Origin of the sequence: Microvirga sp. CF3016 (genome assembly GCF_036314085.1) — a bacterium.
Taxonomy (GTDB): Bacteria; Pseudomonadota; Alphaproteobacteria; order Rhizobiales; family Beijerinckiaceae; genus Microvirga.
Genome location: NZ_JAYGGM010000002.1, coordinates 258,886 through 272,425, shown reverse-complemented (window position 1 = coordinate 272,425; position 13,540 = coordinate 258,886). Strand labels below are relative to the sequence as shown.

Here is a 13,540-nt window from a genome sequence, read left to right as displayed (position 1 = left end):
ATGGAACTTCGCCATCTCCGGTACTTCGTTGCCGTCGCCGAGGAAGGCAGTCTGACGGTCGCCGCCGAGAAGCGCCTGCACACCGCGCAGCCTTCCTTGAGCCGCCAGCTACGCGACCTCGAGCTCGAGGTCGGCACCCAGCTGTTCGTCCGCACCTCACGTGGGGTTGTGCTCACGGCAGCAGGGCAGGCTTTCCTCGACCATGCGCGGCTGGCGCTCGGGCAAGCGGCCGAAGCGGTCGCCGCCGCTCGGCGTGCGGTCCGACCGGCCAAGGCCAGCTTCTCGGTCGGTTTTCTGACTGGCCAGGAAGTCGAGTGGCTGTCGCACGTGACACATGTCTTGCGCGATCAGCTCAAGGATATCGACTTTCGCGTCACCAGCGACTTCTCGCCCGCCATTGCCGCGGCCGTGCAGCGCGGTGAAATAGATCTCGGCTTCTCGCGCATCGAGCCCCAGCCCGACGTCACCTACAAGGTGATCGCAGAGGAGCCGATCGTGGCCATCCTGCCGTGCGAGCACCCGCTCGCCGAACGTTCCGAGATCGATCCGGCCGACCTCGATCAGGTTTCCTTCATCGGCTATTCGGATACCCCTCATGTCCTGCGGAGCATCGTCGAGCGTTACCTGCGCGAGCGCGGCGTGGCGTTGTCGCCGAGCCACTTTCTCGACGGATTTGCGACGGGCATATCGCTCGTCGCGTCGACAGGAGGCCTCACGCTTCTCCCAGCGTATGTCGAACCGCTGCTGCCCCGGTCGGTCGTGAGCCGGCCGCTGGCGGGAAGCCCTCCGATGATTGAAATCGCCGCCGGCTACCGAGCTGACAATCCGTCGCCCGTGCTGGCGAGCTTCTTGCAGAACATTGACCAGCTAATCGCTTCTCGTTCCGCCGTGATCAGGCGTAGTTTCCCGCCATAGTCACTCATGTGCAGCGGTTAACCGTTCGTACACTGCGTCGACATGGAAGTCCGATTCAAACGCCTATGAGCTTGTAAGAAGACGGTCGGCGGCCGGCCAGTTCCGATCGTTGTGGCCGCTGCAGTACAAGGGCCGCTTTGAGTCAAAAGCAGAAGATGTCAAGAATGTGGGAAGATCCGCTGACGGCCTCGTTGCGGACATCACTGATCTCGGCGTCTAAGTTGCCCCATCCTCCCTCGATCCGCCATTCCCGCACCTTCCAGCCATCGCGCTATTCGCGCCGGATGCGGGCCGGGCGTGATGCTTCCGTGAATGGCTGCGTTCGAGCGTGAAGCAGTCGTTCAGAGAGATCCCGCTCGGTGCCATTCACCGGCACAGGATTGGTCGTTACACTCTTTATTAGCGCACCGAAGACAGAATTGCGCGGCTGCACCAAACATCGTGAAATCGTTTTTCCCTGTTGTGATCCAGACTGTAAGATTTTCCCGTAAAAGGCCCAAAAATAACAATGTGGTTCTACTTGCTGGGAGTCTGACGTGCGGTCTCTAATGGGTGTCGTCGTTGACGAATTGTCTGTCGATACCAAGAGGATACGCACGATGAACGTACATGCCTCGCGCCGTCAGCTGCTGACGGCAGCAGCCGGTCTTGCCGCAACCACCGCCGTCGGTTCCCAGGCCTCGGCCCAGGACGGACAGAAGGCCTTCACGCCTGCTCCGATCCCGGACCTCGCCCCGCAGTGGAAGAAGCTCAATCTGGCCGAGATCCTCAAGCGCCCGGCGGCGTTCGTGTCGATCAGCCAGAACAACTCCCTCTATCGTCCCTGGGGTGCCCAGGCGGCCGAGCGGCAGTGGGAACGGGGAACCCTTCCGGCAACGGTGAAGGTGGCCGAAGCCGCCCGGCGAGCCGCCAACTTCAAGTCCTTCAGCTGGATCGGGTACTCGGTCTTCCGGGAAGACTACCCGCAATCGATCTTCGACAAGGTGCAGTACGAGACGTGGACCGAGGGTCTGAATTTCGACGAGGCGAAGAAGAAGGCCGACAATGAACTCGTCGACGAGCTGAAGGCGCTGGTCCAGCCGGGCGATCTCCAGTTCAACGAGCTTGCCCTTCAAACGGCCTTCGTCGGAACCCAGCTTCCCCTCGAACTCTCCCGCAAGAAGATCGAGGTGATCGTTCTGACGGGCATTCACCTCGACTGGTGCATCGAGGGCAATGCCCGAGCGGCCCGCGACAACGGATATCTCCCGATCGTCATCGGCGATGCCACGGCGACGCAGAAGCCCGAACAGCAGGCGGCCGCCTACGAGCGGATCAACAACTTCTTCGCGCCCGTGATCTCGTCCGATCACTTCGTCAGGCTCCTGTCCCAGCCGGCCTAGATCGTGCCTGTTCTCTCACAGGGCTGAGCCGGCCGCGAGCGACGGCCGGCTCTTCAAGGGAGTATCGCACCGCGAGGCTTTTTCGCTCCTCAAATCCCCCCACCACCCTCGAACCACCATTCCCGCACCTCCCAGCCGTAGCCTTCCTCGCGCTGGATGCGCTCGAGATGGGCGGCGAGCTCGTCGCGCAGCTCGTGCAGGGTGCGGCGGGGCTTGGGGGCGTCGATGGCGTATTCCTTCTCGTATTCATGCGCCGGCAGGGGCGGGCGGGCGTGCTTGTCGATCTCGCCCAGGGTGCGAGTGAGGCGAGCGAGCGGCTGGAGGGAGCGTTCGGCGCGCTCGATGGGCTGGGTCTCCAGAATCTGGGCGTGGCGCTCGGCGAGTGTCCAGAGCCGGTCGACGATCTGCTCGCGCCGCCCGGCCGGCGGGGTCTCCCGGCGGCCAGGGGGCGGGGCGGGCGCGGGCGGGAGCGCATCGGGTTCCTCTGCCTGCGGGGCCGGGGTGTCGCCTTCCGGCGGAGGCGTCGGTCCGGCCGGACGCTGCCAGCCCTCCTGGCGCGCATAGCGCGAGACGGTGCCGGCCGACACACCGAGCGTCCGGGCAATCTGCCGGAGGGAGAGAGCCGAGCCCTCCACCATCCCGCGCATCTCGGCCACGCATTCGGGTTCAAGCTTTTCGCGGTGAAATTCGGAGGATGACAAGGACGTCACGGCAATGCTCTTCGGTCAGAACAAAACATGAACATTATGACGTATCCAGGTCGATTGTCAAGGTTGCGCGGGAACCCGGCTCGTCGGGGAGTGGGACAGGGTCGGGCGGCGAGCGCGGGCGGTTTTTTCGTTTGAGAGGCCCGTTTGCAGGAACCTGGAACAGCTCGGCCAGTACCCGTCTTCCAGAACCACGACCCTCATCCTGAGGAGCAGACGTCGGTCTGCGTCTCGAAGGATGGTCCCGTGCGCGCTGGATCCTCCTTCGAGACGGCCGCTGCGCGACCTCCTCAGGATGAGGACGGAGGGTTCAGGATGAGGACGGAGGGTGATGACGCGGGGGAAGAATGGGCGCGTTAATCCCGCCCTTGATCCGGCCCGGGCTCCGCTCCGTCAGGACGATCATTCCTTCCGCAAGGGAAGTTTCAGGCTGATACGGCTGCAACGCCGTTCCAGTCTGTTGCAGCCCCGTATCGGGGGTGTTTCAGCCTGTGTTTCAGGGTCGGAAGCGGTTTTCGGGATGTTCCATCACCGATCCAACGGAAATCGATCAGATATCATCATTTGTGCTGATGCTTTGCCGGGCGTATTCGATTCCTCTGAAGAGGAATGATGCCATGAGTCACGCCACCGCCGCCATGCCCGCGCAGGATCTCAAGGGGATCGACGGGACGACGCTCGGGCTCTATGCCGCCACGGTGTTCCTGTGGGGCGTGAGCTGGATCGGGATCCGGGCGCAGCTCGGGGTGGTGGCGCCGGAGATGTCGGTGCTGTGGCGCTTCCTGCTCGCGGCCGTGCTCATGTGGGGCTGGGTGCTCGCTACCGGCCACCGGGTGCGCTTTCCGCTCGCCGATCACGGGCGCTTCCTGGCGGTGGGCTGCTGCCTGTTCTCGTTCAACTTCCTGTCGTTCTATTACGGCGGTTTGAGCGTGCCGTCCGGGCTGCTCTCGGTGGTGTTCTCGCTCGCCTCCGTGTTCAACCTGGTGCTCGGCTTCGTGATCTTCCGCCAGAGTGTCGAGCCGCGGGTGGCGCTCGGCGGCGTGATCGGGGTTGCGGGAATCGTGTTCCTGTTCTGGCCGGAGATCACCGGCGCGGGCTTCAACGCGGCGGCGCTGAAGGGCTTGGGCCTCTGCGTGATGGGCACCCTGTTCTTCTGCTCGGGCAACATGATCTCGACCGTGGTGCAGCGCCGGGGCGTGCCGCTGCTCTCGGCCACCGCCTGGGGCATGACCTATGGCTGCGCGGTGCTGCTGGCGCTCAACCTGGTGCGCGGCAACGCCTTCATCATCGAGCCCACGGTGAAGTATATCGGCTCGCTGCTCTACCTCTCCGTCGGCGCGTCGGTGCTGGCCTTCATGTCGTACCTCACCCTGCTGCGACGGCTCGGGGCCGCACGGGCGGGCTACGCCACGGTGCTCTTCCCCATCGTGGCGCTCACGGTCTCGACCCTGATCGAGGGCTATGTGTGGACGCCGCTCGCGGTGATCGGCGTCGTGCTGGCGCTGGCCGGCAACGTGCTCGTGCTGCGCCGGCCCGCCGCCAAGTAATCGTTATTTATTCGGCCGCCAGCGGCGCCATGGTGCGGGTCGAGCCGAGATTGTCGAGCGACTGCTTGATGTGGAAGCCCAGCGCGTCGGCGAGCGGGTTCTCCTCGCCGCGGGCGCGGATCAGGCCGATCTTGCACGAGGGCAGGGCCGGGAAGCCGTCGGACGGCCCGAGGATCCGCATGCCGGGTCGCACGGCGCTCTCCGGCAGGACGGAGACGGCGAGACCCGCCATCACGGCGGCGCCCACGGCCGTGGAATGCCAGCTCACATAGGCGACGCGGAACGGGCGGCTCGCGCTCTCCAGCGCTTCCGTGGCCGAATGGCGCCAGTCGCAGCTCGGGCGGCCGAGGGCCAGGGGAATCGGGCTCTCCTCGTGCACCCCGTGGCGCGTGGACGTGACCCACAGAAGCTGCTCGATGCGCACGATCTCGGACGGCCCGCGCCGGTCCACATGGGTGATGATGGCCAGATCCAGGTCCCCGTGCTGCACGCGCTCGATCAGGTTCGGCGTCGGCTCGCACATCACCGTCACCTCGGCCTTCGGGTTGGAGCGCGAGAAGCGGGCCAGGATCTCCGGCAGGTAGCGGTCGGCGTAATCGTCGGGGAGCCCGAGGCGCACGCGGCCGGTGAGCTCGTTGTCGTCGAAGGAGGCCATGCATTCCGCGTTGAGCCGCACGATCCGGCGCGCGTAGTCGAGCAGGCGCTCGCCCTCGTCGGTGAGCTTCGACAGGCGCCCGTCGCGCTCGAAGATCGCCTTGCCGACCCGGTCCTCCAGCCGCTTCATCTGCATGGAGACGGCGCTCTGCGTCTTGTGCACGATCTCCGCCGCGCGGGTGAACGATCCGGTGTCCGCGATGGCCACGAAGGTCCGAAGCTGGTCGATATCAAGCAGATGCATGGCAAGGCCCTCATCATCAATCATCTTGATGATACATATCTCAAACAATCGTTTCAAGTGATGAAAGGCATCTGGTACACCCTTCATATCCTGAGAAATGAATCAGGAGAATCAACGAGTTGAGTGGGAGCCCAATGGCAGGAGCTTCCAATCAACTCGCGGAACGCCGTGGAATATCTCTTGGAATGGATGCTGGAACGCCCTGGAACGCTCCAGCCTGCCGCCCTGGAACGCTCCTGGAACAGGTGCTGCAACATCCTGCAACATCCTGGAACACCTGGAACATCCTGGAACGCCCATTCCAAAGCGTTTCACGGCCGACGAACTGAACGTGAGAGCAAGGAGACCTCCGATGAACCGGTCCGCATTGTCGTCGATGACCTTCTCAGGAATGGCCGCTCTGGGGCAGTTCGCCCGTGCGCTCACGAATCTCGTCAAGGCGCTGCAGCACCGCCGAGAGGTCAAACACCTCGCCGAGTTCGACGATCGGATGCTGAAGGATATCGGGTTGACGCGTAGCGATGTGACGAGCGCGCTCGACGAGCCGTTCACGCGCAACCCGTCATGGGTGCTGGTTCGAACCGCGGAGCGACATTCCCGCGCCGAGAGGCCCGATCACTCGGCTCGGTCGGTCCGACCCGTGGTTCCCATGGTGACGCCGATCAAGCGCTGCGTCTAACGCTTCGACGGATCTGTCGTCCAGGCATCGCTGAAGATCGATTGGAGGGACGCGAGATATTGCTGCTGCATCTCGCGTCCCTTTTCCATCATTTCGTCGAAGGATGGAGGAGAGGGAGCTTCTGCCTCCGGCGCCTTCGGAGGCGGCGTCTTGAGAACGCTCGCCATCATGTCTTCGAACGGATTGGCATGCTTTTTCTCAGGGTTCGTCGCGGTCATCCATCCGGTCCAGATCTCCGCCCAGGGATTGCTGCTGCCCGGCTTCTCCGTCGCGTTCTCCTTAGAGGATGCGAAGGATTGAAGGGCATGGGCATGGGCCGTCATCCATTGCGCCATGCCTCCGGCCATGATGCCCGCCAGGAGCGGCAGCAATTGCTGCATGGTCTCAGCACTGATACCTGCATAGGCGGCGGCCTGATGCGCCACGCGGCGGCTGACCTCGTCGGAGCCGAAGAGCTGGTCCAGCAGCCGTCTGCCGTCCTGCTGCGCCTGAGGCGTGAAGGGATTGCCCGCGGCCTGCCAGAAATTCTGGAAAGCGCCGCTCATCATGGATTGGAAGAGGCGCGCCGGGTCGTTGGAAGCGGTGGCGTGCTGCAGCCCGATGGCGAAGGCCGGCATGAAGGCCGCCATCGTCCTCTGGGTCTGATCCCCTGACAGGTTGAACTGCTGCGCGAGAGCCGCGAGGGCGGCGCTGGTCTGAGCTTGGCGCATCAGATCGAACCAGTTGAACATGGCAGCCTCCTCGACAACGAAACGCCTACGCTTGAATTCTCACGCGGCTCCAACAGCTTGCCTCTCCAGGCGCCGGATTGTCCAGAACGCAGTGATGACGGCTGCGATTCCAAACACCACGGATCCCGCCCCGATTCCCAACAGCGCCCCCTTGGGACCGCCGATCTGAGCGCCGAAATAGGCAAACGGGATCATGCCCAGGGTGGCTCGCCCCCAGTTGAAGAAAGTGGAGAGCAGGGGATAGCCAAGATTGTTGAACGACGCATTGGCCACGAAGACGAGGCTGATAAAGAACCAGATGAAGCCGCTGAGCTGGCAGAAGAACTGGACAATCTCGGCCGTTTCCGGCGGCGCATTGAAAGCCTGGGTGAGCGGAACCCGCACAAGGAACAGGATGAGCCACATGCTGCCGACATAGACGACCGTAAAGGTCAGCGCGTCCTTGAGCGTCTGTCGCATGCGGTCGTAGCGCTGCGCTCCCCAGTTCTGGCCGAGCACGGGGCCGATGGCGCCAGCCAATGCGAAAACGCCAGCAAAGGACACCGGCGTGACCCTGTCGATGATCGCGGAGGCGGCGATCGCCTGATCGCCGAACTGCGCCATCACGCCCGTGAAGAAGGCATTGGCGATGGGAGCCGCGATGTTGGTGAGGATGGCTGGAACCGCAATGGAGAAGAAGGATCGCGCGTCGCCAGCGATCGCCCTCCATTCGGGCTTGACCAGAAGGCGGTGAGCGCGGGTGAGATAAAGAAAGCTCACATAAACATAGGCGACGCGCGCGATGTTGATGGTCAGTGCCGCGCCGTTGGCCTTCAGGCCCAGCCCGAAGATGAGAACCGGATCGAGAACGACCGTGACGGCAGCCACGGAAAGGCTGGCATACATGCTGCGCTTGGCATCACCCGCGGCACGCAGGACGGTGGAGAAAGCCATGCCGATGGCCATAAGAAAGTTCGTCGGCAGGGTGATCCAGAGGAAGTTCTTCGCGACCTCGTAGGTTTCGTCGCGCGCGCCCATCGTGCCCAGGATCAACGGCAGCAGAGGCAGGATGATCAGGCTCACGAGAAACGCGACCGCGGCCATGAGAATGCTGCACGACGTTGCGAGGCGCCGCGCATCGTCCGGCCGGCGCGCGCCGAGCGCGCGCGAGACGAGCGCTCCGATGGGGATCATCAGGCCCACATTGATCGAGACCGTGAAGAACATCACCACCGTGGCGAGGCCGACCCCGGCCGTCAGGCTCGGCTCGCGCAGCCAGGAGATGTAGAGCAGCGACACGAGATCGACGATGAAGATCGCAACGAGGCCGGCCGCTGCCGTGCCCGTCATGACGAGAACATGGCGCATGGTGGAGCCGACCACGAAGCGCGGGGCCTCGCTCGTCGCATCGACCTTCTTCACCGAGGCCTCAGCATCCATCACAACACGCCTTCACCGAGGATGTCTCGCGTCTCCGGGCTGAGAGCCCTGGCTCTGCCCGTGGGGACGGTAAGCGGTTCCGGGGCGATCCTGGCCCCCACTACGAGCTCCGCACCTCCCATGGTGCCGACTTCCTTCTGCAGCACGAGGCGGGCGATGTCGCGCTTGCGCACGTCGTTGGCCGCGGCGGCGGCCTCCTCGGGGGCGGTTCCGAGCTCCTCGAGCGCTGCCCGCCCGAAGACGATGGCGGATTCGAACACCTCGCGGATCTGATAATCCACGTCCCGGTTCATGAGTTCGATCGCATGGATCCGGTCGAAGGCGCGCACGAAGCTGCGGGCGTTCTGGAAGTTCTCATGGATGATCTCGATGATCTTCATCATCGCTTCCTGATCGTCGATGCAGATGCAGATCATCTCGGCCTTCTCGGCGCCAGCCGCACGCAGTACGTCGAGGCGGGTGCCGTCTCCGTAATAGACCTGGAGCCCGAAGCGTCCCGCATCGCGAATGCGCTCGACGTTCTTGTCGATCACGGTCGCTTCGACGCCCTGCGCCAGCAGAACCTGGTTCACGATCTGCCCGAACCGGCCGAAGCCGATCACGAGGACGCGGCTTTCGAGCTCGCTCTCATGGCCGGACGGCCCCTGCAGGTCCGGCTGCTCTTCGCTCTCGCTGCGATTGGCGTTCATCTTCTCGACGGCAGTCGACAGGAGCGGGCCCAGCAGCATGGTGATGGCCGCAAGCGCCGTGACCGGCTGCGCCTCGGCCGGCGACATCAAACCCAGTCCTGTTGCGACCGGGACGAGCACGAAGGCGAATTCACCCGCCGTGCACAGCAGCGTTCCCGACCGCAGGCCGTCGCTCCAGCTGGCGCCGAAGAGTTTCGACAGCAGGGTGATGAGAAGGCTCTTGCCGATGATGACGGCCGGTGCCGCAATGGCGAGGAGCAGCCATTGCTCGCGGACGAGGGCCAGATCGATCGACATGCCCACGCTCATGAAGAACAGGCCGAGCAGCATGCCGCGGAAAGGCTCGATATCCGCTTCGAGCTGATGCCGGAAATTCGATTCCGCCAGCAGCAATCCCGCCAGGAAGGCGCCCATCGCCATGGAGAGGCCGACCTCCTGCATGAGCAAGGCGGCGCCGAGCACCACGAGCAGCGCGGAGGCGGTCATCACCTCGCGGGCGCCGCTGCGGGCGAGGATGCGGAAGAAGGGATTGAGCCCGTAACGGCCGATCAGCACGACGGCCGTGATGCCGAGAAGCGCTTCTCCGACCCCCAGGAGGCGATCCATAAGGGAGCCTTGCTCCGCCGCGCCGGATGCGAGCAGCGGCAGGATGGCGAGCAGCGGCACGACGGACAGATCCTGGAACAGCAGGATCGCGAAGGAGCGCTGCCCGTAAGGCGTCTGCAGGTCGTTCCGCTCGCCGAGCATCTGGAGCGCAATCGCGGTGGCCGAGAGCGCGACGGCGACGCCGGTGACGAAAGAGGCTTCAGCCGAGAACCCGATGGCATAGGCCGCGGCGCCCAGGCCGAGTGCCGTGACGGTCAATTGGGCGAAGCCGAGGCCGAAAATGTCCCGCTTCATCTCCCAGAGATGGGACAGCTTCAGCTCGAGTCCGATGATGAACAGGAGTAGCACCACCCCCAATTCCGCGACTGTCGCGATGGTCTGCGGATCCTCCACCAAACTCAAGCCCGACGGGCCGATGGCGACGCCGGCGGCGAGATAGCCCAGGACGGCGCTCAAGCCCAGGAGACGGAACACGGGCACAGCCACGACCGCTGCGCCGCAGAAGGTCAGGATGGGTGGAAGGAAGCTGACGTGGGATGCGGTGGAGGCCATGACCGAGCTTGGGGGAGAAAAACTGTTTCACCTTTCTAGGGATTCTTATGGGCAAGGGCGAGCGTTTCTTGACGGGAATGGCCGCGCTTCGTGCATCACCGCACAGGTTCGGTCTTACATTCTCGACGTCATCACCGGCCTCGTGCCGGTGATCTCGCTTCTGTAGAGCGTGACGCCCTTCAAATCGGGATGGCCGGGACAAGCCCGGCCATGACGCTGGGGGTGTGACGAGATCTGGTGATCCCGATCCGAAAATCGCCGCGCTCTTCCGTATCGGGATGGCCCGGCCATGACGTCAGAGGGTATCATCCCGTCCGCGAAACTGCGTCGCTCCCGCTTGACAGGAGGGGGCTCGTCTCGCCACATCGCCAGATCATGACCAAGCCCTCTCTCGACATCCTGCTCTGTGCCCCGCGCGGCTTCTGCGCCGGGGTTGTGCGTGCCATCGATGCGGTCGAGAAGGCGCTCACGATCCATGGGGCGCCGGTCTATGTGCGCCATGAGATCGTGCACAACAAATATGTCGTGGAAAACCTGAAGCGGAAGGGCGCGGTCTTCGTCCGGGAACTCGACGAGGTGCCCGACACGAAAGCCCCGGTGATCTTCTCGGCCCACGGGGTTCCCAAATCGGTGCCGGAAATGGCTGCTTCCCGCAACCTTTTCGGAATCGACGCCACCTGTCCGCTGGTGACCAAGGTGCACCGGGAGGCGCAGGTCCACCACAAGCGGGGCCGCCATATCGTCCTGATCGGCCATGCGGGCCACCCGGAGGTGATCGGCACCATGGGGCAATTGCCTCCAGGAGCCGCCACCCTGGTGGAGACCCTGGACGATATCGCCCGGCTGAAGCCGGCGGACCCAGACAACCTGGCCTTCGTCACCCAGACGACCCTGTCCGTCGACGACACGCAGGACATGGTGGACGCGCTCAAAGCGCGGTTTCCCTCCATCGTGGGCCCGCACAAGGAAGACATCTGCTACGCCACCACCAACCGCCAGGGCGCGGTCAAGCGCGTGGCGCCCATGGTGGACGCCATGATCGTGGTGGGATCGCCGAATTCCTCCAATTCCCAGCGCCTGCGCGAGGTCGCCGAGCGGGAGGGCTGCCCCTTGGTCCGGCTGATCCTGCGGGCAGAGGACATCGACTGGGGCCTGTTCGGTAACGTCCGCAGCCTCGGCATCACGGCCGGCGCCTCGGCGCCCGAGATCCTCGTCGAGGAAATCATCGATGCCTTTGCGGAGCGCTACGAGGTGACAGTCGAGAGCGTGTCGACGGCGGATGAGAGCGTGTTCTTTCCTTTGCCTCGCGAGCTTCGTGAGCAGGCGGCGGAGTAAGCGGTGGCGGTCTATACGGAAGTCAGCGACGAGGATCTCTCGGCGTTCCTCGAAACCTACGACATCGGCACGGTGCTCTCCTACAAGGGCATCGCCGAGGGCGTGGAAAACACCAATTATTTCCTTCACACCACGAAGGGCTCCTACATCCTCACCCTCTACGAGAAGCGGGTGCGGGAGGACGATCTGCCCTTCTTCCTCGGCCTGATGCAGCATCTTGCCCTGAAGGGGCTCAACTGCCCGCTGCCGGTCAGCAACCGCCGGGGCGAGCCCCTCGGGCGGGTCGCCGGGCGGCCTGCCGTCATCATCACTTTCCTCGAGGGCATTGCGGTCCGCCGCCCCACGGCCCAGCATTGTGGGGCGCTCGGCGCCGCGCTGGCGAAGCTGCATCTGGCGGGCCAGGATTTCGCCATGCAGCGGCCCAACGCCCTCTCGCTCGAAGCCTGGGCGCCGCTCTTCGCCCAGGCCGAGGCCCAGGCGGACACGGTGCTGCCCGGCCTCGCCGAGCGGACGCGGCGGGAACTCGCGAGCCTGGAGGAGGCCTGGCCCCGTGACCTGCCGTCCGGCGTCATCCATGCGGACCTCTTCACCGACAACGTGTTCTTCATCGGCTCCGAGGTTTCGGGGCTGATCGACTTCTACTTCGCCTGCACGGATGCCTTCGCCTACGACGTCGCGATCTGCCTCAATGCCTGGTGCTTCGAGATCGACGCCTCGTTCAACCTGACCAAAGGCAAGGCCATGCTGGCGGGCTACCAATCGGTCCGGCGCCTGGATCCCGCCGAGGTGGAGGCCCTGCCGATCCTGTGCCGGGGATCCGCCATGCGCTTCATGCTGACCCGCCTGGTCGACTGGCTCAACGTGCCGCCAGGCGCGCTGGTGAAGCCCAAGGACCCGCTGGAATACGACCGCAAGCTCAACTTCCACCGCCATGTGAAGCATGCGCGCGAATACGGGCTCGACGCATGAGCGGGCTGGAACGCGTGACGATCTATACGGACGGCGCCTGCTCGGGCAATCCCGGGCCGGGCGGCTGGGCCGCGATCCTGTTCTTCAAGGGCAGCGAGAAGGAGATCTCCGGCGGGGAGGCTCACACCACCAACAACCGCATGGAGATCCGCGCGGCCATCGAGGGCTTGAACGCCCTCAAGCGTTCCTGCGCGGTCGATCTGTTCACGGATTCCCAGTATGTGCGCCAGGGCATCACGCAATGGATGCACAACTGGAAGCGGCGCGGCTGGCGCACGGCCGACAACAAGCCGGTGAAGAACGAGGATCTGTGGCGGGAACTCGACGCAGCTGCGTCCCGGCACGACGTGGCCTGGCACTGGGTCAAGGGTCACGCGGACGACCCGACCAATATCCGCGTCGACGAACTCGCCGTGGCGGCGATGAAGCCGTTCAGGAAACAGGGCCGGAAAGTGGGCGCCTGACATTCACACGTCATGGCCTCCCCGGACTTGATCCGGGGATCAGTGCCGGCCATCCCGTTTCTGTGAAGCTCTGCGCTCTTCCAATCGAGATCACCGGCACAAGGCCGGTGATGACGAGGGATATGGCTTTCCGTTGATGCCCCGAGAAGGATCAGAGATCCTTCAGGATATTCTCGGCGCCGGAATGCTGCGCCTTGGAGGGGGCGTCCTCCACGTTGAGCGCCTTCACCACGCCGTCGTCGACGACCATGGAATAGCGCTGCGAACGCGTGCCGAGGCCGAAGCCCGTGCCGTCCATGGACAGGCCGATGGCCTTGGCGAAATCGGCATTGCCGTCCGAGAGAAACTCGATCCCCTCGGCGCCGGAAGCCTTGCCCCAGGCGTCGAGCACGAAGACGTCGTTGACCGCGGTCACCAGGATGGCATCGACGCCCTTGGCCCTGATCTCGTCCTTCTTCTGCACGTAGCCGGGCAGGTGGTTGCGATGGCAGGTCGGGGTGAAGGCGCCGGGCACGGCGATGAGAACCACCTTGCGGCCCTTGAACAGATCGTCCGTGGTTTTGGCCACGGGCCCGTCCGGCGTCATGATGCGGAAGGTGACCTGGGGAAGACGTTCTCCAACCTGGATGGGCATGGGGTTATTCTCC

The 13,540-nt window shown here is 64.3% G+C and carries 13 protein-coding genes; 7 read left to right on the top strand and 6 right to left on the bottom strand.

Annotated elements, in window-relative coordinates; genetic code table 11:
- Positions 1 to 915 (top strand): LysR substrate-binding domain-containing protein, encoded by a 915-nt coding sequence (locus VB672_RS03610; RefSeq protein WP_329782802.1) that lies wholly within the window; start codon positions 1 to 3, stop codon positions 913 to 915.
- 599 nt (positions 916 to 1,514) lie between these two features.
- Positions 1,515 to 2,297, top strand: a complete 783-nt coding sequence (locus tag VB672_RS03605; RefSeq protein ID WP_329782801.1) for a cysteine hydrolase — start codon at positions 1,515 to 1,517, stop codon at positions 2,295 to 2,297.
- 89 nt (positions 2,298 to 2,386) lie between these two features.
- Here VB672_RS03605 and VB672_RS03600 read toward each other — a convergent pair whose 3' ends face one another.
- Positions 2,387 to 3,007, bottom strand: a complete 621-nt coding sequence (locus VB672_RS03600) for a hypothetical protein (protein ID WP_329782800.1) — start codon at positions 3,005 to 3,007, stop codon at positions 2,387 to 2,389.
- A 614-nt stretch (positions 3,008 to 3,621) separates the two neighbouring features.
- On the opposite strand from VB672_RS03600, the gene VB672_RS03595 reads away from it, so the two are divergent.
- Positions 3,622 to 4,551 (top strand): DMT family transporter, encoded by a 930-nt coding sequence (locus VB672_RS03595; RefSeq protein WP_329782799.1) that lies wholly within the window; start codon positions 3,622 to 3,624, stop codon positions 4,549 to 4,551.
- 7 nt (positions 4,552 to 4,558) lie between these two features.
- On the opposite strand, the gene VB672_RS03590 is transcribed toward VB672_RS03595, so the two are convergent.
- Complete coding sequence (locus VB672_RS03590; RefSeq protein ID WP_329782798.1) at positions 4,559 to 5,449, bottom strand: LysR substrate-binding domain-containing protein; 891 nt, start codon at positions 5,447 to 5,449, stop codon at positions 4,559 to 4,561.
- Positions 5,450 to 5,801: 352 nt separating this feature from the next.
- Here VB672_RS03590 and VB672_RS03585 point away from each other — a divergent pair, with 352 nt between their 5' ends.
- Positions 5,802 to 6,128, top strand: coding sequence for a DUF1127 domain-containing protein (locus tag VB672_RS03585; RefSeq protein ID WP_329782797.1), 327 nt, complete (start codon positions 5,802 to 5,804; stop codon positions 6,126 to 6,128).
- On the opposite strand, the gene VB672_RS03580 is transcribed toward VB672_RS03585, so the two are convergent.
- Genes VB672_RS03580 through VB672_RS03570 form a run of 3 tightly spaced genes read right to left on the bottom strand, consistent with a single transcriptional unit; the run spans position 6,125 to position 10,125 of the window.
- Positions 6,125 to 6,859, bottom strand: a complete 735-nt coding sequence (locus VB672_RS03580; protein ID WP_329782796.1) for a DUF937 domain-containing protein — start codon at positions 6,857 to 6,859, stop codon at positions 6,125 to 6,127. The genes VB672_RS03585 and VB672_RS03580 overlap by 4 nt on opposite strands.
- A gap of 39 nt (positions 6,860 to 6,898) precedes the next feature.
- Positions 6,899 to 8,278 (bottom strand): MATE family efflux transporter, encoded by a 1,380-nt coding sequence (locus tag VB672_RS03575; RefSeq protein WP_329782795.1) that lies wholly within the window; start codon positions 8,276 to 8,278, stop codon positions 6,899 to 6,901.
- Positions 8,278 to 10,125: a monovalent cation:proton antiporter-2 (CPA2) family protein gene (locus tag VB672_RS03570; protein WP_329782794.1), complete on the bottom strand. Its 1,848-nt coding sequence runs from the start codon at positions 10,123 to 10,125 to the stop codon at positions 8,278 to 8,280. The genes VB672_RS03575 and VB672_RS03570 overlap by 1 nt, the downstream gene beginning before the upstream one ends.
- A 375-nt stretch (positions 10,126 to 10,500) precedes the next feature.
- On the opposite strand from VB672_RS03570, the gene ispH reads away from it, so the two are divergent.
- The 3 genes from ispH to rnhA are packed head-to-tail and all read left to right on the top strand — an operon-like array spanning position 10,501 to position 12,893.
- Positions 10,501 to 11,460: a 4-hydroxy-3-methylbut-2-enyl diphosphate reductase gene (gene ispH, locus VB672_RS03565; protein ID WP_329782793.1), complete on the top strand. Its 960-nt coding sequence runs from the start codon at positions 10,501 to 10,503 to the stop codon at positions 11,458 to 11,460.
- 3 nt (positions 11,461 to 11,463) lie between these two features.
- The gene (locus VB672_RS03560) at positions 11,464 to 12,429 is read left to right on the top strand and encodes a homoserine kinase (protein WP_329782792.1); all 966 of its coding nucleotides are present in this window, start codon (positions 11,464 to 11,466) and stop codon (positions 12,427 to 12,429) included.
- Positions 12,426 to 12,893, top strand: a complete 468-nt coding sequence (rnhA, locus tag VB672_RS03555) for a ribonuclease HI (RefSeq protein WP_329782791.1) — start codon at positions 12,426 to 12,428, stop codon at positions 12,891 to 12,893. The genes VB672_RS03560 and rnhA overlap by 4 nt, the downstream gene beginning before the upstream one ends.
- 151 nt (positions 12,894 to 13,044) lie before the next feature.
- Here rnhA and VB672_RS03550 read toward each other — a convergent pair whose 3' ends face one another.
- Positions 13,045 to 13,527 (bottom strand): peroxiredoxin, encoded by a 483-nt coding sequence (locus VB672_RS03550; protein ID WP_329782790.1) that lies wholly within the window; start codon positions 13,525 to 13,527, stop codon positions 13,045 to 13,047.
- Positions 13,528 to 13,540 lie beyond the last annotated feature (13 nt).